This is a genomic window from Corynebacterium sp. (assembly GCF_030530965.1).
Classification (GTDB): domain Bacteria; phylum Actinomycetota; class Actinomycetes; order Mycobacteriales; family Mycobacteriaceae; genus Corynebacterium.
In genome coordinates this window covers 55,795-75,774 of sequence record NZ_JAUMTY010000003.1, presented here as the reverse complement: position 1 = coordinate 75,774, position 19,980 = coordinate 55,795, and the positions used below count along the sequence as shown (strand labels likewise).

Sequence of the window (19,980 nt, the reverse complement as noted above, 5' to 3'; positions counted from 1 at the left end):
AGTCGTCATCATCAGTTTAGGACTAAAACTTCATTCCTCAGAGGTGGTGAACGCGTATCGACGCAGGTAAATGAGTTGATAATGAAATGAAAATGATTGTCGCGAGACTTTATTAAGCATTCGCGCAGTGCATGGAAATTCCCTAGAAAGGTATGTGCATTAACGCAATACCAACGTTTCGGAAATAAAAAACTCAGAGTTACCCACTTTCGGGGTGAAAATCGATGAGCTAGCACCAGCGCTCAGCCCTGACAAACGGTTCAATCAACCGAAACCGACAGCGAGCTGAACCAGCACTTGGCAGTGATAGGGAACCCCGGCGCGGTGCCGTACACTGTGGGCCTATGACTCCCGAAGAATTGTCGACTCTCATTGCCACGCGTGCTGAATCCGTCTTGTCACACCACGGGAAAGATGCCTCGGTACTACCGCCGACGGTGACAGTAGAACGACCCCGTAACCCAGAACATGGCGACTACGCAACGAACTTGGCCTTGCAGATTGCCAAGAAAGTGGGAACATCACCACGGGAGCTAGCCGGTTGGCTGGCAGAAGACTTAGCCACCAACTCCGCCATCGAGACTGTTGACGTCGCCGGCCCGGGGTTTCTCAACATTCGCCTGGCTGCCGCCGCTCAGGGAGAAATCGTCGGGCGCATCCTCGCCGAAGGGGAACGGTTCGGAAGCAGCTCAGAACTTAGCGACGAGGTCATCAACCTCGAATTCGTATCCGCAAACCCCACCGGGCCGATCCACCTGGGCGGTACACGCTGGGCCGCAGTTGGTGACGCTCTCGGACGCATTTTTGCATTCCGTGGCGCGTCGATTACCAGGGAGTACTACTTCAACGACCACGGGCGGCAGATCGATCGCTTCGCACGCTCACTCGTCGCAGCGGCCCTCGGCCAGCCCACTCCGGAGGACGGCTACGGAGGGGAATACATCCAGGACATCGCGTCGTCCGTCGTCGATAAGCACCCGGAAGCAACGCAACTGCCACCCGAGGAACGCCAGGAACTCTTCCGTAAAGAAGGCGTCGACCTCATGTTTGCGCATATCAAGCGCACCCTCCACGAATTCGGCACCGATTTCGACGTGTTCTTCCACGAGAATTCGCTCTTCGAATCCGGCGCGGTGGATCAAGCGATACAAAAGCTGAAAGACAATGGCAACCTCTACGAGGCCGACGGGGCATGGTGGCTGCGCAGCACCTCGTTTGGCGACGACAAAGACCGCGTCGTGATCAAGTCCGACGGCGACGCAGCATATATCGCGGGCGATATCGCCTACATCAGGGACAAAATCGAACGTGGCCACAACCTGTGCATCTATATGTTGGGAGCCGACCACCACGGTTATATCGCTCGCCTCAAGGCGGCCGCGCAGGCACTGGGCTATGACCCGATCCAGGTCGAGGTCCTGATCGGGCAGATGGTGAACCTGGTGCGCGATGGCAAAGCTGTCAAGATGTCGAAGCGCGCCGGGACGGTCATCACCCTCGATGACCTTGTCGAACTTATTGGTGTCGACGCCGCCCGCTATGCGCTTATCCGCAGCTCAGTGGACCAAACGCTGGATATTGATATGGACCTGTGGGCCCGCCAAACTAACGACAACCCCGTGTTTTATGTGCAGTATGCGCACGCGCGGTTGTGCTCGTTGGGGAGGAAGGCACAGGCAGCGGGGATCGCGGTCAAGGACCCCGATTACTCTCTCCTGACCAATGACTACGAGGGTGCGCTCATTCGCACTTTGGGCGAGTTCCCGTCTGTAGTGGGGACTGCGGCGGAGCTCCGTGAACCGCACCGCATCGCGCGCTACATGGAGGAGCTGGCTGGGACATTCCACCGGTTCTACGATTCCTGCCAAATCCTTCCCAAGAAATCCGAGCCGACGGGCGACGACGCAGCACCGATTGTTCACGCACGGCTGGCATTAGCGCAGGCAACGCGCCAAACGATCGCTAACGCATTGAACCTTCTCGGTGTCAGCGCACCCGAACGCATGTAGGAGCCCCCGTGGATCTACTCAGTAAAGGACCAGGCTTTGCGCATCTATACGCCGACGCGAGCCTGCCCGAGTTTTCAACCGACCAATTCAATGCTCTGCCACCGCATGTGTGGCCCATGAACGCACACCGCGACGACGACGGCCAGGTGTCGATTGCCGGTGTTCGCCTGGTCGACTTGGCCAATAAGTACGGAACTCCACTCATGGTCGTGGATGAGGACGATTTCCGTGCTCGATGCCGGGCCATGGCCGATGCCTTCGACGGCCCCGGCCATGTTCATTACGCATCCAAAGCGTTCCTTACCGTGGGCATTGCCCGATGGGTGGCGAGCGAGGGACTGTGCCTCGACGTCGCCTCCGATGGTGAGCTGGACGTGGCATTGCGCGCAGGTTTTCCACCCGAGCGCATCACCGTGCATGGCAATAACAAGTTGGACAGCACGTTGACCAAGGCCGTTCAGGCAGGCGTGGGCCACATTGTGATCGACTCCCGCCAGGAAGTGGATCGGCTAGGGAAGATTGCGCGGGATGCTGGCGTCCGCCAAGAAGTGTTGATCCGCGTGACACCAGGTGTTCACGCGGATACTCACGAATTCATTGCGACGTCACACGAAGACCAGAAATTCGGCCTGTCGTTGGCTTCCGGTGCAGCTAAGGACGCTGTCCTTGCGGCGATGGACTACGACTCGCTGGCCGTCGCTGGGTTGCACTGTCACGTCGGGTCACAGGTTTTCGACGCCGACGGGTTCTCCCTCGCGGCCGAACGTTTGCTTGGCTTGATGGCTGATCTGCACCACCAACTCGGTCGATTCGGCAGCGACGGTGGCGTCGAGAAAAAAGATGTCAAGGATTCCTTGGACATCCTGGATCTGGGTGGCGGTTACGGTATTGCCTACAGTGCTTCAGATTCGCCCCTGGATGTCCGGTCGGTGGCCGACGATCTTAAAGCTCGCGTCCACAAAGCGGCCCATGACCTGCACTTTGACCCGCCGACGTTGATGGTTGAGCCTGGCCGAGCCATTGCCGGCCCGTCAACCGTGACCGTCTACACCGTGGGGACAATTAAAGATGTGCCCACGGATGAGCGATCCACGCGGCGTTACCTCGCCGTCGACGGTGGGATGTCGGATAATATCCGCCCCGCGCTGTACAACGCCCATTACGACGGACGGGTGATTAATCGCCTGATGCACGGAAACCCGATTCCCACGCGCCTAGTGGGATCGCACTGTGAATCCGGAGATATCCTCGTCGAAGACGGGATTTATCCCGACGATATCGAGGTCGGGGACCGTATCGCCCTCGCGGGGACTGGCGCGTACTGCTTCTCTATGTCGTCGCGGTACAACATGTTTTGCCGTCCGGCTGTTGTCGCGGTGCGCGACGGTCACGAACGCGTGATGGTCCGTCGGGAAACTATCGATGATCTTCTTGCGCTCGACGAAGATTGCTGACCACAGCGGACAATTGCTGACCACTGCTGACGATAGGTCGAAACCGTCGATCTGATCTGTCGGTTACATAAAACCTGAGTAGACCAGCATAAATACTAGATATAGTATCCTTCATACAGCTTTGTCTGCCGACGCATACAGGACAACGACGTTGAGCCAACAACGTTGTAAACCGAACACCACACAAGGGAACCAACACAAGGGAAGCACAAGGGATAGGAATATGACCCAGCAAACTAGCTACAACACCGGAAAAGGGGCCGGGGAAACCGTCGGAGTTGCCCTCCTCGGCTTTGGCACCGTCGGGCAGGCTGCCTATCGGCTCATGAACGAGTATGCCGACGAATTTACCGAACGAGCTGGTGGGCCAATAGAAATCCGCGGTGTGGCCGTGTCCGATCTATCCCGCCCGCGCGAAGGCGTTGATCCCGACCTCCTCACCGACGATGCCATGAGCTTGGTTCTTCGCGACGATATCGACCTCGTCGTGGAAGTCATCGGCGGTATTGACCTGCCACGAAAGCTCGTGTTGGCGGCGTTGCGGGCCGGGAAGTCCGTCGTCACTGCGAACAAAGCCCTGGTGGCGGCTCATGCCGACGAATTAGCCGAAGCAGCGGACGCGTCGGGCGCAGATTTGTTCTTCGAAGCAGCAGTGGCGGCGGCGATCCCAGTGGTGGGGCCTCTGCGCCGCTCTCTTGCTGGTGACCGCGTCAACCGCGTCATGGGCATTGTCAACGGGACCACGAACTTCATCCTCGACGCGATGGATGAGTCGGGCGCGTCCTATGACGAGATGCTTGCTGAAGCGACCCGTTTGGGATATGCCGAGGCAGACCCCACCGCCGACGTCGACGGATATGACGCAGCATCGAAGGCGGCCATCCTTGCGTCCATCGCTTTCCACACGCGCGTGTCCGCCGACGACGTCTACCGCGAGGGCATTCGTGAGATCACCGCAGCGGATATCGCGTCGGCAAAAGCAGTGGGATGCACTATTAAGTTGCTGGCTCTCTGTGAGCGACTTGTTGATAGCGATGGCAAGGAATCCGTCTCTGCCAGGGTGTACCCGGCGCTGGTCTCGCGTAACCACCCGTTGGCGAGCGTGTCGCAGTCGTTCAACGCGGTGTTCGTTGAGGCGGAGGCCGCTGGGCGTCTGATGTTCTACGGAAATGGTGCCGGCGGAAACCCGACCGCATCTGCTGTCTTGGGTGACGTGATTGGTGCGTCACGAAACATCGTTTTGGGTGGTCGTGCTCCGGGAGAGTCGGTGTACGCGTCGTTGCCTATCGCACCTTTCGGTTCTATCGACACCCGCTACCACGTTGTGATGCACGTGAAGGACCAGGTTGGTGTTCTTGCCGACGTCGCCAAGTGTTTCGCAAACCGCGGCATATCGCTGAAGACGGTCCGCCAGGAGGGCAGCGAAAACGGCGCTCGGTTGGTCGTTGTGACCCACATGGCTCGGGAAGACGACCTCGAGAAAACCGTGGCCGACGTTTCATCCATCGATACGGTGCTGTCCGTCGAGCGTGTACTGCGCATGGAGGGGGACGACTAAGTGCCACACGATATCCCGGTGGGGCGCTCGGTCACGGTCCGCGTGCCAGCGTCGTCGGCCAATCTTGGGCCTGGATTCGACACCCTCGGCTTGGCTGTGGGGCTCTATGACCTGGTAACCGTCGAGGTCACTGCGTCTGGGTTAACCGTTGACGTGCAGGGCGAAGGCGCTGGCGAGGTTCCCCTCGACGGAACACATTTGGTGGTGCGAGCGATTCGTGAAGGGCTTCGTGTTGCCCATGCCGATGTGCCCGGCCTGGCGGTCTCCTGCGAAAACTCGATTCCCCAATCGCGTGGTCTCGGGTCGTCCGCGGCGGCGGCAGCGGCTGGAGTCTGTGCTGCTAATGCCCTTGCAGATAATGCCCTCACCACTGATCAGGTTGTTCAGGTTGTGAGTTCTTTTGAGGGTCACCCCGATAATGCGGCCGCATCTGTGCTGGGTGGGGCAGTGGTCTCCTGGACGGATACGCCCGTCGATGGTGAAACGGCCCCTCAGTACCACGCGATCGGCGTGGATGTTCACCCCGACATTCGCGCGACGGCCTTTATCCCGGATTTCACGGCGTCGACGAATGCGGTGCGCCGAGTGCTGCCCAGTGATGTGAGCCATGTTGACGCACGATTCAATGTGTCACGAACGGCAGTCATGACGGTTGCGTTGCGCACCAACCCCGAGCTGTTGTGGGAGGGCACGAGGGATCGCCTTCACCAGCCCTACCGCGCAGACGCCTTACCGGTCTCTGCGGAATGGGTGAATCGCCTGCGTAACCGGGGTTATGCGGCGTATTTGTCGGGTGCCGGCCCCACCATCATGGTTCTCTCCACCGAGGATCTGCCTGCCGAAATCATCCACACCGCATCCTCCGAGGGGCTTCGCGTTCTCACACTCCCCATCGCTGGGCCTATCCAGGTGAATCGTAAAGAACTGGGATAGATGCGTGGGATGAGTGCGTGGCGGGCTTTCCCGCCCACACGCTAGGCCTGCGATGCTGAGCTAGAGGAACCATTGTCGCCGTAGCTATCGCCACTACGGCGGGGACCTTGCAGGGAAATGACATCCAGCTTCCCGTCGGCAAGGTGCTGCCGCAGGTCCTTCTTGTCATATTTATCGACGCTCGTCTTATCGATAGTGTCAACGAACGCCCAGTACTCGGGGATCATCCACCCGGGAATGACCCCGCGCAATCGTGTGCGAAGACGCTCTGCCGTCGCCGCCGACCGCTCAACCCCGTCGGCAAGAACAGTCACCGCCAACGGGCGCTCACCCCAGGTCTCATCGGGATATCCGATAACGGCACACTCAAGAACCGGGGGAGCGTCGACAACATAGTTCTCGAGCTCGGCCGAATAAATCCATTCCCCACCTGAGCGGATGACATCGCGAATGCGATCATTGACCGTTAAGAACCCATCGCGGTTAATAGAGCCGACGTCTCCTGTGCGGAACCACCCGTCGTCGGTGAAACGATCATCGGCGTAGTCAATGGGCTCGCCGCGGAAACGGGAAGCGGGGCCGTCGCCCTCGCCCGTCGGTGAATGGAAGTAGGAGCCGGTCACCCAATTGCCGCGCACCTGGATTTCGCCCTGGTTGCGGTCGTGTCCTTCCAGCACGCGGCCGGCGTCGTCGGCAATTCGGAAATTCATGGCCACGGGGAAGCGTCCCTGGGACTCGCGGTAGAGGTCTCTCGTTTCCCCACTCAAGCCTGCTGGTGGGCGCGATACTGTTCCCACAGGTGATGTTTCTGTCATTCCCCAACAATGAATGACGTCGACACCAAACTTTTCTTCCCACACCTTAATGAGTACCGGCGGGACAGGAGCCCCGCCAGCGAAAATCTCCCGAAGACTCATACGCTTCGGTGGGTTTTGGAAATAGTAAGAAAAGAGCGATACCCACAGTGTTGGGACCCCGTGTGCCGTGCGAGGCATCGAGGTTGCGATCACCCGCGCAAGACGAGGCGCCGAAAGGTCCTCGCCGGGGAAGATAAGCGGCGCACCAGCCATCCACGCGGCTAGGGGAACGCCCCAGCTCAGGACGTGATAAATGGGCACACAACAAAGGAAGGACACGCCATTAGTGATGGCGAAAGAATCCACACCCAACAACGACTGCGAGTGCAAGAACATAGACCGGTGAGAATATGCCACACCCTTGGGCGCCCCCTCGGTGCCCGTCGAAAAGCAGAGGGCAGCGGCGGTGTCTTCGGGGAGATCCGGCCACGGAAACTCGGTGGCTTGACCGTCGATAAAAGCCTCATAATCGGTGACCGAAAAATGGGGGTCAGGGATGGCATCGAAGGCAGCGACGCCCTCAGCGCGCTGTGCCGACGACCCGGACGCGATGATGATGTGATTGACTCCCGGACACTCGGTGATCAGCCGTGCCAGGCGGGGTGCATTGCGGGGCGAAACAACGATGACCTTCTGATCCGCATAGTTAATGATGTGGACGATTTGATCGTCGGAAAGGTGCGAGTTCAGCGGGCTAAAGACGGCTCCCATGCAGGACGAGGCGAAAAATACTTCGAGGTGTTCCGCGCAGTTGTCCATCATGGTTCCGATGCGTTGGTCAGCGTCGATACCGCAGAGCGACCGCAGGGCATGAGCACAGGCGGCGGCTCGGCCGGCGAGTGCGGAAAACGTGATGGTCTCTGGCCCGGATTCGCCCCAACTCGTTACCTCTGTGTCCCCGAAAACAGTGGCACCGTAGGTGAAAATTTGGGTGACAGAAAGAGGCACGTCCATCATCGTCGACTTCATGCCGTTTACTTTAAGTCAGACAGACCGTAAATACAGGTGAAGCCCATCCGTGTGCCATTGCAGCGACTTGTGCTGGAAAGTGGTACGGTTATGAGCGATTCCTTTGGTTGTAGTTTTCGGACTGCTCATCAGGTTGTGTATTCTCCGCTAGGGCATCGAGCCGAACGATGTGTAACATCGGCTTCCGGCCTAGCAAGCGCGGTGGATCCAGGGGATTTCTCATCCACCCTGAATGCAACACCGATGACCGGACGCTACAAAGAATCCTTCATTTCGTAATCGCGCGTAGTGTCGCGAATCTGCATCGCCCGCGATGGCTAATGGTAAAAACCGCGATAGCAGTTCGGGCAGGTCACGTGTCTTTCGGCACATTGGCACAAGCGGACACGAAATGACGCACATTCCGTTGACATGCTGCACCATCGGAGAAACACCATCGTGAGGCCACCGACGGTAGAGCGATGAAGCAGCGTCGCGATAGGACAACACCACAGGGCTAACCCTCCAGCGCGTGATGAGACACGTATCCACTGACAAATATTGATAATTGTCCCGGAGGGGCTGGCAACGAAAGGACATCCGTGACTGATACGGACACGAACAACCTGGCCGCTATGCGCATCCCGGAATTAAAGGCGCTAGCTGCCGAAAAGGGGATTCGAGGACTCTCAGGGCTGCGCAAGGGGGATATTATCGCAGCCATTCAGGCCGCCGACGCTGGTCAGCCGTATTCTCGGCCTCGTCGATCCACACGGAAAGCGGGGGAACCGAAGGCCGAGTCCCACCATTCGGATAACTCTGAATCGCCGAACTCCGATTCATTTAATGCTGGATCGTCGGCAAATAACGACGGACATGGCTCCGGACACGGTTCCGGCTCCGATAACCGGCACAACGGCAACGACGACCGTCGTGGGGATGAGCACTCGGGTGGCTCCGATTCCCACTCGGACTCCAGCTCGGACAATGACAACGGCCGCGACGACGATTCTGACGATTCCCGCCACCACGGCTACAAATCGCGCTCCCAGGCACGTCGCGCACGTCGTCACCGAGCCCGGCACAACGGTCATTCCAATGACGGTGATGACCGGAACAATTCGTCCCGTGATTCTTCCGACGATTCGGATGACAACAACTCCCGCCGGGATGACGATCGGAATAACAATAATGATCACCGACGGTCCAATGACGACCGTGATGACCGTTATGGCCACAATGACGACAACTCCGGTGACAACAACGACCACAATGGTCGCGGTGGCCGCAATAACCAGGACCACCGGGGTGGCCGCAACAACCGCAATGATCGTGACAACCGGAACGATCGCGGAGGTCGCAATAACCGCAACGACCGTAATAACCGCGGCAATCGGCGCAACCGCCGAAACCGGGATAATCGCGACAACCAGAACCCGAACCAGCTGCGCGAAGGGGAAACCTTCCAGCCGATCGCGGGAATCCTCGATGTTGTCGACAACAACACCGCGTTCATTCGCACGTCGGGGTACCAGTCCGGCCCGAATGATGTGTATGTGTCCATGAACATGGTTCGGTCCCAGGGAATGCGCCGTGGCGACGCTGTGACCGGGCAGATCAAGGTCCGTGAGGACGGCTCCAGCCGCCCGCAGCATGGTCGCGGCCGTAACCGGCAGAAGTTCGCCCCCTTGGCGCGCGTTGACACAGTCAACGGCATGACGCCGGAGGAGGCCAAGGCCCGCCCCGAGTTCGCCAAGCTCACACCGCTGTACCCGAACCAGCGGCTGCGGTTGGAGACGGACCAGAAGAAGCTCACGACGCGCGTGATTGACCTCATCATGCCGATCGGTAAGGGGCAGCGCGCGCTGATCGTGTCCCCGCCGAAGGCTGGTAAAACGACAATTCTGCAGGACGTCGCTAACGCCATCACGACCAACAATCAAGAGTGCTACCTCATGGTTGTTCTTGTCGACGAGCGCCCTGAGGAAGTCACCGATATGCAGCGCTCGGTCAATGGCGAAGTGATCGCCTCGACGTTTGACCGTCCGCCGAGCGAGCACACCACCGTCGCTGAGCTAGCGATTGAGAGGGCTAAGCGCCTTGTTGAGGCTGGTCAGGACGTCGTTGTGCTGTTGGACTCCATTACGCGATTGGGCCGTGCGTACAACAACTCGTCCCCGGCGTCGGGACGTATCCTGTCCGGTGGTGTGGATTCCAACGCCCTCTACCCGCCGAAGCGATTCCTGGGTGCGGCACGCAACATCGAAAACGGTGGTTCGCTGACCATTATCGCGACAGCCATGGTCGAGACCGGTTCCGCCGGTGACACCGTCATCTTCGAGGAATTCAAGGGCACGGGTAACGCAGAGCTGAAGCTTGACCGGAAGATTTCGGAGCGCCGCGTCTTCCCAGCTGTCGACGTGAATCCGTCGGGTACCCGTAAGGATGAGCTGCTCTTGGCGCCCGACGAGGCACGCGTCATGCACAAGCTGCGTCGGATCTTGTCGGCACTGGACCCGCAGCAGGCCATCGACTTGCTTATCAAGCAGCTGCGCAAGACCAAGAACAATGGCGAGTTCCTCATGCAGATCGCATCGTCGGCACCCATGAGTGTTCCCGACGATGATGACGAGTAATTCGTCCCCCTTATGCGCGACGCTAAGCCGTGAAGCCAGGCAGTGATGTGAAGTAGTGGCGCCAGGAGGTAAAGCTCTCCTGGTCACGGTGCGGGCGGTGGTTCGGTTGAGCCGCCGCCGTCGCGCTATATTCGTGTAGTTACCGGTATTTGTAGTGAGCAGTTAAAGGAGCACTCTGGGTCATGGCGACGCATGTTTCGGCGGTCGACGACATTGTTTCGGAATATCAAGGGCTCGAAGCTCAATTAGCTGATCCTGATTTACACAACGACGCTGCTCGCGCGCGGAAGGTGGGGAAGCGGTTCTCTGAACTCCAGCCCATCATTCAGACGAATGACCGGTTAAACGCTGTGACCGACGATCTCGAAGCCGCCGAGGAAATGGCCCACGAAGACCAGGAATTCGCGGCTGAGGCCGAGCGTCTTCGGGCAGAAAAAGAGGAGCTATCGGATAAGCTAGCTGACCTTTTGGCACCGCGGGATCCCCATGATGGCGATGACATCGTGATGGAAGTGAAGTCCGGTGCGGGCGGAGAAGAAGCAGCCCTCTTCGCCGGCGAATTAGTGCGGATGTACCAGCGCTACGCGGACAAACACGGCTTCGCGATCGACGTCCTGGACGACGCTCCCACGGACCTCGGGGGAATTAAAGACATCACCATGTCTATTCGCTCCAAGAAGCCGTCTCGGGACGGTGCGTGGAGCGTGTTCAAGTTTGAGGGTGGCGTTCACCGTGTTCAGCGAGTTCCCGTCACCGAATCCCAGGGACGTATCCAGACTTCCGCTGCCGGTGTCCTCGTCTATCCGGAACCTGATGAAATCGAGGATGTCGAGATTGATGACAAAGACATCCGCGTCGATGTGTACCGCTCATCCGGTAAAGGTGGCCAGGGTGTGAACACCACCGACTCCGCTGTCCGCATCACACACTTGCCGACGGGGCTGATCGTGACCTGTCAGAAAGAACGTAGCCAGATCCAAAACAAGGCGCGCGCGATGCAGGTCCTGGCCGCCCGGTTGCAGCAGATGAAGGAAGAAGAAGCCGAGGCTGCGGCGTCGGCCGATCGTGCTGCTCAGGTGCGGACCATGGATCGGTCGGAGCGCATCCGTACCTACAATTTCCCCGAAAACCGCATCTCTGACCACAGAATTAATTACAAGGCGCACAACCTCGACCAGGTTCTCGACGGCGATCTGGATGATCTCTTCTCTGCGCTGCAGTCCGCGGAGCGCGCCGAACGGCTCGAGGCAGAATGACATATCCCCGTACATCTGTTCGCCAGATGATCAACAATGCCGGCGGACGACTGCGCGCTGCGGGGGTGGATTCTCCACGAGTCGATGCTGAGCTACTGATGGCACATGCGCTCACTGTTAAGGGCGCGCCGGGTGCGGAACCGGTCACACGGTCGTCATTATTCTTCCGACGCCAAGACCACGTCGATTCCGACACGGCCGAGTTTTTCGAAGCGTGTATTAGCCGACGTGAGCAGCGGGAACCCTTGCAGCACATTATGGGGACGGTGCGTTTCGCGGGGATCGACCTGCTGGTCGGCCCGGGGGCTTTTGTTCCCCGTCCGGAAACCGAATTGATTGTGGAATGGGCGGGAGACCAACTCCGCAGGGCGTTGGATAACCGGTCCGAGAAATCCGGACCGTCGAAGTCTGTGCCCGCGGATTACACCATCGTTGACTTGTGTACCGGGCCCGGAACCTTGGCGTTGGGTGTTGCGCACGCGGCGGGAAACGCGTTGTTGTCTCTTCATCGTGACTTTCGGGAGCAGAAGACAGCCAATCCGCACGTGGGAAGCGTCGGCAAGCTCCCACGAATCCGCATTATGGGCGTTGACACGAGCGACGTCGCGCTGGATTATGCCCGTCGCAATGTCGAGGCCTTCATGCAGAATTGGCGGACGGAAGCGCTGGACGCTGGCCTGTCAGAGGACGACGCCGATCAGCTCTCTGTGAGCCTGTGCGCAGGGGATGCTACGGATCCCACTATCGTGAAAAGCATTCGAGACTTGTGTGACCGGGACACGCGTGACGGTGACAATCCTGAACCGACGCGTGAAACGACGCCTGAGCTGAAGGTGGATATGGTCGTCTCGAATCCACCCTATGTGCCCGAGAACACGACGATTTCGCCCGAAGTCGCGGCCGATCCTCATGATGCCGTTTTCGCTGGTGCGGACGGAATGAGCGTGATCGTGCCGATGATGGCCGTGGTTGAGGATTTGTCTAGCCCCGGCACCGTCGTGGCTGTGGAACACGACGAGCTCAGCGGGCCTGTGACCTCACAATGCTTGAATGATCACGGCTTCACCGATCTAGAAATACATAAGGACTTAGCTGGACGCGATAGGTTTGTGACGGGCATTCGGGCCGCACACACGAGGAAAGCGTAGTAAAACTCATGAGCACAATTTACGATTGCACTGACCAAGACGAACGACGTCGCGGCCTCGAGGCTGCCCAGAGCGCAGTAAAAGGCGGGCGCCTGGTCGTTATGCCCACCGACACCGTCTACGGGATCGGGTGCGATGCATTCGATAACGACGCTGTTGCCGCGCTGTTGCGGGCAAAACATCGTGGCCCTGACATGCCAGTTCCCGTGTTGATTGGGTCATGGGACACCGTCGACGGCCTGGTGCAAACAGTCACCCCGCGGATGCGTGAATTAGTCCAAGCATTCTGGCCGGGCGGGCTGTCCTTCGTGGTGACGCAGGCGCCGTCGTTGCCCTGGGACCTTGGGGATACTAACGGATCAGTGATGCTTCGGATGCCGCTACAGCCGGTCGCGATCGAGCTACTGAGAGCCACAGGCCCCATGGCAGTGAGCTCGGCCAATATTTCGGGGCAGCCGCCTGCGACTTCGGCAATTGCCGCGAAGCAGATGCTGGGAAGCGAAGTATCCGTCTATTTGGATGACGGGGAGGCGACGATTGGGGAGCCGTCAACCATCATTGATCTGACCTCGCCCACCCCTCATCTTTTGCGTGAAGGGGCGATTTCTGCAGAACGCATTTCCGAGGTCATCGGAACGAGCCCTGCTACGCTGCGTCAGAGATAGTTCGAGGGGAAAAGAACGGCCTCACGTGCGCGGATAGTCCAGGGAATGCGGGGTAGAGAAACATCATGATCGTTTGTGCACAATCAGCGGTGGGGGGAACCGGTGTGCCCATTCGGGAACTCATCCTTGTTCTCTGCACGGGCTGCATCGTGACGTTCCTGACAACAGGATGCATACGATCCGTCATGGTGCGGACCGGGAGAGTAGCTATCCCGCGTGCCCGCGACGTCCATAAACAACCCCGACCGCGGTTGGGGGGAGTCGCGATGTTCACCGGCGTCATTGCAGCCTTACTGGTGGCCAACCAATTACCGGCGTTGAACCGCGGATTTCCTCCCATGACTCCGGACTTGAGAGCCGTGTTATGGGCTGCCCTCATCATCGTTGTTGTTGGCATTATCGATGATTTGTATGACATTCCGGCTCTCGTGAAACTGGTCGGGCAGATCGCGGGCGCGACGGTCATGAGTCTGCTGGGGCTGAGCTGGTACCTCCTCTATGTTCCCTGGCATGGTGGCACCACGGTCATTCTGGATCAAGTCCAGTCCACAGTTCTGACCGTTGTCTTCACCGTCACCCTGATCAACGCGATTAACTTTGTCGACGGTCTCGACGGGTTGGCGGCCGGCGTCGGGGGGATCGCTGGAATCTCGCTCTTCGCATTTTCGCTCACCATTCTCCACGACCAAGGGGGAGCGGTGAGCGCTTATCCGCCGGCCATTATTTCCGCCGTGTTGATTGGAGCCTGCGCGGGTTTCTTGCCCCATAACTTTGAGCCGAGCCGGATTTTCATGGGTGACACGGGATCCATGCTGATCGGCCTTCTCCTTGCGGCGGCGTCGACCTCAGCGTCTGGCCGCATCACGATGTCGCTTTATGGTGCCGCCGACATTTTCGCGCTGCTGAGTCCGATCATCGTGGTGGCAGCGAGTGTGTTCATCCCGATGCTTGACCTCATCATGGCCGTTATCCGCCGTGTCGGCCACGGGAAAAGCCCGTTCGCCCCTGATAAAAAGCACCTGCACCACAGGCTGCTCCAGCTCGGACACACGCACCGACGGGTGGTCCTTGTGCTCTACACGTGGGTGAGTGTCGTCGCATTCAGCGCAGTGGCAGCAACAATTTTGCCGACGGACATTACCCTCATTGCGGTGGGGCTAGCGATCATCATCGCCGTCGGGATTACGTCTGTACCGCGCTCGCGTGATCGTCGGCACCCGGACCGCTACAATCAGCCAGCGTGACTGATTCCCACTCCTCTGGCGAACCAAACAACGCCTCGTCTAAGCCGACGTCTCCATATTCCACTTTCGCATCGGGGGATTCCGGTGCGAGTACACCGGAACAATCTGATGGACAGAACTCTTCTGAAACGTCGAACTCGTCGGCTAGCTCGTCTACCGACGGTGGTTCGCCTATCGACGACGTGATTGCGAAGAGGAACCGGCATGTGTCGGATCCACGGTGGCCGCTGCTGAAGGCTGCGCGGCTGGGGGGTATCGCAATTGCCTGTTTAGCCGTGGTTTCGTTGTTGGCCTGGGGTGGGCAATCCGGGATGCGAGGTGTCTGGGGAGCGCTCATCGGGTCGGTCATCGGTGGTGCCTTCGTTTTGCTCACTATTGTGAGTGTGCTCGTCACCTCCCGAACTAATCCCCAAACGACGATGGCTGTGGTGATGGGGACGTGGCTGCTCAAAGTTGTCGTCGTCTTACTTGTCTTGGTTGTTCTGAAGAACATGTATTTCTATGACCACCTAGCGTTGGCTGTCACGGTGATCGCCGCGTTAATCGTCGGATTGGTCTCAGAAACATGGGGTGTTTTAACCGCGCGTGTGACCTATATCGCTGACCGAGAATGGGCAGAAGAACGGGACCACCAGCAATAGCCTGCATGGGGGTGAATCAGGTGTAGTTTTAGGGGGGTCGGATTGAGAGATCGCTTGGGAAAAACCTGAATTAAGCTGCTATCGTCAACTGCGGGTTATAAGGAAAAGTCGCTATGCGTAGCCACCCCCGAATAACCCCCGGGCCCCCGCGATGATGTGCGACGGAATCCGCGGTGGGCTATGCACATAGACCTCCATCGCACCGCTTCCTGTTTGGCAGAAAGCGGCCCGAACACGGGAGAGAACGCTGAGCGTTACAACCTTGTCCATGAAGGGGCATTTCCACGCCCCAGATCTGGACCACGACTTTTTCCCGGGGTTCGTTTGTGGGACCGGCAGTGACGGTGAGTCACGCTGTCCCGAGACGGCGCATGGTGATCACATCAACCTCTGGTTCGGTAATTTTGCCGACGGTTGGTTCGCCATCGACCGCATCATGTTCGTCCGACTCCTCGTGATGGTGCTCATGGGGCTGTTCTTCTTCTTCGCTATGCGGAAGCCGAAGTTAGTTCCGCGTGGCGTGCAGAACGTCGCTGAGTACTTGTTGGATTTCGTCCGTATCCACATCAGTGAGGAGATTCTTGGTCGAAAAGAAGGACGTCGCTTCCTTCCGATTATTTCCACGATCTTCTTCCTTGTGCTGTTCATGAACGCACCATCGGTGATCCCGTTCTTGAACGTTTCCCCCAATGCTCGTATCGGTATGCCACTGCTCTTGGCCGTGGTTGCCTACATCTGCATGATTTACGCAGGTGCCAAACGGTACGGGTTCGGGAAGTACATGAAGAGCTCTCTGGTAATTCCGGGGTTGCCTTTCCTTCTCTATTTCTTGGTCGTACCGATTGAGTTCTTCTCGACCTTCATTTTGAGGCCTGTCACGCTGACCATTCGTCTTATGGCCAATATGCTGTCAGGTCACATCGTGCTGGTGCTCTTGTACTCGGCAACCAACTTCTTCTTCTGGCAGATGAACGGCTGGCTTGTTGCGTCCGGCTTTACCATCGCGGCAGCTTTTGCCTTCTCGCTGTTTGAGATTTTGGTGATTTTCCTGCAGGCGTACATTTTCGCCCTGCTGACTGCGGTGTACATTGAGCTTTCCCTGCATGCGGACGAACACTAACTGAACACCCCACTCGAAGTTTTTCACGAATACGTCGTTGGAAAACCAACGGCATTTTGAAAGGGAACGGAACACCCCATGAACGAGATCCTTCTCGCTGCAGACTCCACCAGCTATGACGGCTTCGGTGCTATTGGCTACGGCCTTGCTGCTATCGGCCCTGGTATCGGTATCGGTATTGTCGCCGGAAAGACGGTGGAAGGCATGGCACGTCAGCCGGAAATGGCTGGCCAGTTGCGTACCACAATGTTCCTGGGCATCGCCTTCACTGAGGCCCTTGCCCTTATCGGCTTGGTCGCCGGCTTCCTGTTCTAATCAGGTTGTTTTCACTACATCCTGATATTCGAAATAGCGAAAGCTGGAGACTATGACGAACTCACTCATTTTGGCTGAGGACAACACGCTGCCTCTCGAAAAAGGCAACTTGCCGCTTCTCCCTTTGCCATACGACCTCGTCTGGTCCATCGTCTGCTTCGTACTGATCCTATGGCTTTTCTGGAAGTTTGTTCTTCCGAAGTTCCAAGAGGTTCTTTCTGAGCGTGAAGATCGCATTGAAGGCGGTATTCAACGTGCGGAGGCCGCGCAATCCGAGGCGAAGGCTGCGTTGCAAAAATACAATGACCAGCTCGCTGAGGCTCGTGCAGAGGCCGCTCGTATTCGCGACGAAGCTCGTGCTGACGGGCAAAAGATCGTTGCGGATATGAAGACCGAAGCAACGGAGGAAAGCAACCGCATTATCGCTCAAGGCGAAAAGCAACTTGCTGCTCAGCGTGATGCCGTCGTCGCTGACCTGCGTAAGGACATGGGTCAGAATTCGGTCGATCTGGCGGAGAAGCTCCTCGGCTCTCATCTATCCGACGATGCCAAGCGCGCGGAGACAGTGGATTCTTTCCTGTCTTCCTTGGATGACATTCCGGCAGGGAAGTGATCAGTATGCACGCAGCGAGCCGAGAATCGATGACCGAGTTGGCGACTACCCTCGACAACACCGTTGCTCAGTCCAATGCCGCCGTCGACGGCGCACAGATCGGACCCGAGCTCTTCGACGTCGTTGAGGTTTTGGACTCCAACCGTGACTTGCGTGTGGCGCTTATTGATCCCGCAGCGTCCTCCGAGAAACGTGCAGACCTTGCCGATCGCGTTTTCGGTGAGAAGCTCAATCAGGCTTCGCGCAGCGTGTTGCGTTCTGCAGTAGATAAAGACTGGTCGAATACGCGCGATTTCCGTAATGGGCTTGTTCAACTTGGCCGCCGGGCTCTGTTCCGCGCCGCCGAGGCAGACGACAAGCTCACGACCGTCGAATCTGAGTTGTTCCAGTTGGCGAGGGTCCTTGAAGACGCCCCGCAGCTGGAGATGCTTTTGGCAGACCGACAAGCTCGTGCGGACCGACGTCGCCAATTGTTGGCCTCAGTCTTGTACGGCAAAGTTACTTCAATTACAGAAACTCTTGCCTTGCAGGCGATTTCTCGTGCTAAACAACGTCCTGTCGAAGCATGTGAAACGCTATCGCGGGAGGCAGCGCAGCTGCGTGGGTACGAAGTTGCTCATGTTGTGACTGCCGGCGAATTGAGCGATACCCAACGATCCACCCTGGCTGACAAGCTCGGTCGAATTTATGGTCACAAGATGTCCATCCACGGAGAGGTCGATCCCAGCATCCTCGGTGGAATGGTCATCCGGGTCGGAGATGAGCGTATCGATGGCAGCACATCGGGCAAACTCGAGAAACTACGGCGAGCTTTTGCCTGACGCCCACGGCGGACGGAATGCCGGTCGTGACCACGACCAGAAATACGACGTAATAAACAAGTAATGCTGGAAGAGACTACCGAGAGCAGGAAGAACATGGCGGAGCTGACGATCTCCTCCGACGAGATCCGTAGCGCGATTGCGAACTACACCTCGAGCTACTCCGCGGAGGCCTCCCGTGAGGAGGTCGGCGTGGTCATTAGTGCGGCTGACGGTATCGCCCAGGTTTCGGGTATGCCATCAGTCATGGCTAATGAGTTGCTCGAGTTCCCAGGTGGCGTCATCGGCGTCGCCCAAAACCTTGACACCGATAAAGTCGGTGTCGTGGTCTTGGGAAGCTACGAGACCTTGCGGGAAGGCGACGAAGTAAAAAGGACCGGAGAGGTCCTATCCATTCCGGTTGGGGACAAATTCCTCGGCCGCGTTATTAACCCCCTGGGCCAGCCAATCGACGGCCTGGGATCCATCGAGGCAGAAGAAGATCGCGTCCTGGAACTGCAGGCGCCCTCAGTGTTGATGCGTCAACCAGTCGAGGAACCACTCCAGACCGGTATTAAAGCTATCGACGCGATGACCCCGATCGGGCGAGGCCAGCGACAGCTCATCATTGGCGACCGTAAAACCGGTAAGACGGCTGTTTGCCTCGATACCATCATTAACCAGAAAGCCAACTGGGAATCCGGGGACCCGGAAAAGCAGGTCCGCTGCATTTATGTCGCCATCGGTCAGAAGGGCTCCACAATCGCTGGTGTCCGTAAGACCTTAGAGGACAACGGCGCCCTGGACTACACCACCATTGTCGCTGCTCCCGCATCAGATTCGGCTGGTTTTAAGTGGCTCGCACCCTTCGCTGGTGCCGCACTGGGACAGCACTGGATGTACAAGGGCAAGCACGTGCTGGTCATCTACGATGACCTCACCAAGCAGGCTGAGGCCTACCGTGCGATCTCCTTGCTGCTGCGTCGTCCGCCGGGACGCGAAGCGTACCCAGGTGACGTTTTCTACCTCCACTCCCGCTTGTTGGAGCGTGCAGCTAAGCTCTCCGACGACTTGGGTGGCGGCTCTATGACGGCCCTGCCGATCATCGAGACCAAAGCGAACGACGTGTCCGCCTTCATTCCGACCAACGTCATTTCTATTACCGACGGTCAGGTCTTCTTGGAGTCAGACCTCTTCAACCAGGGTGTTCGCCCCGCTATTAACGTCGGTGTGTCGGTCTCCCGTGTCGGTGGTGCCGCCCAGACGAAGGGTATGAAGAAGGTTTCGGGTTCGCTGCGTATTGACCTCGCCGCATACCGCGACTTGGAAGCATTCGCTGCATTCGCCTCGGACCTCGACGATTCTTCCAAGGCACAGCTGGAGCGCGGATCTCGCCTTGTTGAGCTGCTGAAGCAGCCGGAGAACCACCCGCAAGCTGTGGAAGACCAGATGGTGTCGATCTACCTTGCTGGTAACGGCGACTTTGACTCCGTTCCCGTCGAAGATATTCGTCGGTTCGAATCTGAACTCCTCGAGCACCTCCATTCGAAGCATGCTGGTGTCTTCGAGCAAGTCGAGGGTGGATCCCCACTCAATGACGAATCCAAGGCAGAGCTTTCCTCCGCTGTGGATGAGTTCAAGCAGAACTTCCAGGCGTCCGACGGCAAACCTGTTATCAACGAGCCCGATGTAGACCCAATGGAGCAATCCGAGTTGGGTAAAGAACAAATCACTGTGTCGCGTAAGTCCTCGGGCAAGTAAGGGCGGTGCGCGCAATGGATAA

The 19,980-nt window shown here is 58.1% G+C and carries 16 protein-coding genes; 15 read left to right on the top strand and 1 reads right to left on the bottom strand.

Going from position 1 to position 19,980, the window contains the following annotated elements; all coding sequences use genetic code 11:
- Window positions 1-344: 344 nt before the first annotated feature.
- The 4 genes from argS to thrB all read left to right on the top strand — a co-directional run bounded on the left by argS (window position 345) and on the right by thrB (window position 5,954).
- Window positions 345-2,009, top strand: a complete 1,665-nt coding sequence (gene argS / locus Q3981_RS01500) for an arginine--tRNA ligase (RefSeq protein ID WP_303123167.1) — start codon at window positions 345-347, stop codon at window positions 2,007-2,009.
- Window positions 2,010-2,125: 116 nt separating this feature from the next.
- Entirely contained in the window at window positions 2,126-3,463 is a 1,338-nt protein-coding gene (gene lysA, locus Q3981_RS01495; protein ID WP_303123222.1) for a diaminopimelate decarboxylase, read from the top strand.
- Between the two features lie 223 nt (window positions 3,464-3,686).
- Window positions 3,687-5,021: a homoserine dehydrogenase gene (locus Q3981_RS01490; protein WP_303123165.1), complete on the top strand. Its 1,335-nt coding sequence runs from the start codon at window positions 3,687-3,689 to the stop codon at window positions 5,019-5,021.
- Window positions 5,022-5,954 (top strand): homoserine kinase, encoded by a 933-nt coding sequence (gene thrB / locus Q3981_RS01485; protein WP_303123163.1) that lies wholly within the window; start codon window positions 5,022-5,024, stop codon window positions 5,952-5,954.
- Window positions 5,955-5,995: 41 nt separating this feature from the next.
- Here thrB and Q3981_RS01480 read toward each other — a convergent pair whose 3' ends face one another.
- Window positions 5,996-7,780: a long-chain fatty-acid--CoA ligase gene (locus tag Q3981_RS01480; protein ID WP_303123161.1), complete on the bottom strand. Its 1,785-nt coding sequence runs from the start codon at window positions 7,778-7,780 to the stop codon at window positions 5,996-5,998.
- A 581-nt stretch (window positions 7,781-8,361) separates the two neighbouring features.
- Here Q3981_RS01480 and rho point away from each other — a divergent pair.
- From rho to atpA, 11 genes are all read left to right on the top strand, one after another.
- Window positions 8,362-10,395 (top strand): transcription termination factor Rho, encoded by a 2,034-nt coding sequence (gene rho, locus Q3981_RS01475; RefSeq protein ID WP_303123159.1) that lies wholly within the window; start codon window positions 8,362-8,364, stop codon window positions 10,393-10,395.
- A 182-nt stretch (window positions 10,396-10,577) separates the two neighbouring features.
- Window positions 10,578-11,651 carry a peptide chain release factor 1 gene (gene prfA / locus Q3981_RS01470; RefSeq protein WP_046202532.1) on the top strand — a complete coding sequence of 358 codons (1,074 nt, stop codon included), beginning with the start codon at window positions 10,578-10,580 and terminating at the stop codon, window positions 11,649-11,651.
- Window positions 11,648-12,799, top strand: coding sequence for a HemK/PrmC family methyltransferase (locus tag Q3981_RS01465; RefSeq protein ID WP_303123156.1), 1,152 nt, complete (start codon window positions 11,648-11,650; stop codon window positions 12,797-12,799). Before prfA ends, Q3981_RS01465 begins: the two co-directional genes overlap by 4 nt.
- An 8-nt stretch (window positions 12,800-12,807) precedes the next feature.
- Window positions 12,808-13,464, top strand: coding sequence for an L-threonylcarbamoyladenylate synthase (locus tag Q3981_RS01460; RefSeq protein ID WP_303123154.1), 657 nt, complete (start codon window positions 12,808-12,810; stop codon window positions 13,462-13,464).
- A 65-nt stretch (window positions 13,465-13,529) separates the two neighbouring features.
- Entirely contained in the window at window positions 13,530-14,708 is a 1,179-nt protein-coding gene (locus Q3981_RS01455; protein ID WP_303123152.1) for a glycosyltransferase family 4 protein, read from the top strand.
- A complete protein-coding gene (locus Q3981_RS01450; RefSeq protein WP_303123150.1) occupies window positions 14,705-15,349 on the top strand; it encodes a hypothetical protein in 645 nt (214 codons plus the stop codon). The genes Q3981_RS01455 and Q3981_RS01450 overlap by 4 nt, the downstream gene beginning before the upstream one ends.
- A gap of 268 nt (window positions 15,350-15,617) precedes the next feature.
- Window positions 15,618-16,469, top strand: coding sequence for a F0F1 ATP synthase subunit A (gene atpB / locus Q3981_RS01445; RefSeq protein WP_303123149.1), 852 nt, complete (start codon window positions 15,618-15,620; stop codon window positions 16,467-16,469).
- A gap of 78 nt (window positions 16,470-16,547) precedes the next feature.
- Window positions 16,548-16,784, top strand: coding sequence for an ATP synthase F0 subunit C (locus Q3981_RS01440; RefSeq protein ID WP_012731911.1), 237 nt, complete (start codon window positions 16,548-16,550; stop codon window positions 16,782-16,784).
- Between the two features lie 52 nt (window positions 16,785-16,836).
- Entirely contained in the window at window positions 16,837-17,397 is a 561-nt protein-coding gene (locus Q3981_RS01435) for a F0F1 ATP synthase subunit B (RefSeq protein WP_303123146.1), read from the top strand.
- A gap of 5 nt (window positions 17,398-17,402) precedes the next feature.
- Window positions 17,403-18,218 (top strand): F0F1 ATP synthase subunit delta, encoded by an 816-nt coding sequence (locus Q3981_RS01430; protein ID WP_303123144.1) that lies wholly within the window; start codon window positions 17,403-17,405, stop codon window positions 18,216-18,218.
- Between the two features lie 96 nt (window positions 18,219-18,314).
- Window positions 18,315-19,958 (top strand): F0F1 ATP synthase subunit alpha, encoded by a 1,644-nt coding sequence (gene atpA, locus Q3981_RS01425; protein WP_221923810.1) that lies wholly within the window; start codon window positions 18,315-18,317, stop codon window positions 19,956-19,958.
- The last annotated feature ends 22 nt before the right edge of the window (window positions 19,959-19,980 follow it).

Coding starts and splice junctions, on each gene's coding strand:
- prfA (WP_046202532.1), top strand. CDS start 10,578: ATGGCGACGCATGTTTCGGCGGTCGACGACATTGTTTCGGAATATCAA.
- argS (WP_303123167.1), top strand. CDS start 345: ATGACTCCCGAAGAATTGTCGACTCTCATTGCCACGCGTGCTGAATCC.
- Q3981_RS01455 (WP_303123152.1), top strand. CDS start 13,530: ATGATCGTTTGTGCACAATCAGCGGTGGGGGGAACCGGTGTGCCCATT.
- Q3981_RS01465 (WP_303123156.1), top strand. CDS start 11,648: ATGACATATCCCCGTACATCTGTTCGCCAGATGATCAACAATGCCGGC.
- Q3981_RS01490 (WP_303123165.1), top strand. CDS start 3,687: ATGACCCAGCAAACTAGCTACAACACCGGAAAAGGGGCCGGGGAAACC.
- Q3981_RS01460 (WP_303123154.1), top strand. CDS start 12,808: ATGAGCACAATTTACGATTGCACTGACCAAGACGAACGACGTCGCGGC.
- Q3981_RS01430 (WP_303123144.1), top strand. CDS start 17,403: ATGCACGCAGCGAGCCGAGAATCGATGACCGAGTTGGCGACTACCCTC.
- Q3981_RS01435 (WP_303123146.1), top strand. CDS start 16,837: ATGACGAACTCACTCATTTTGGCTGAGGACAACACGCTGCCTCTCGAA.
- Q3981_RS01480 (WP_303123161.1), bottom strand. CDS start 7,780: ATGAAGTCGACGATGATGGACGTGCCTCTTTCTGTCACCCAAATTTTC.
- Q3981_RS01440 (WP_012731911.1), top strand. CDS start 16,548: ATGAACGAGATCCTTCTCGCTGCAGACTCCACCAGCTATGACGGCTTC.
- atpA (WP_221923810.1), top strand. CDS start 18,315: ATGGCGGAGCTGACGATCTCCTCCGACGAGATCCGTAGCGCGATTGCG.
- atpB (WP_303123149.1), top strand. CDS start 15,618: ATGAAGGGGCATTTCCACGCCCCAGATCTGGACCACGACTTTTTCCCG.
- lysA (WP_303123222.1), top strand. CDS start 2,126: ATGAACGCACACCGCGACGACGACGGCCAGGTGTCGATTGCCGGTGTT.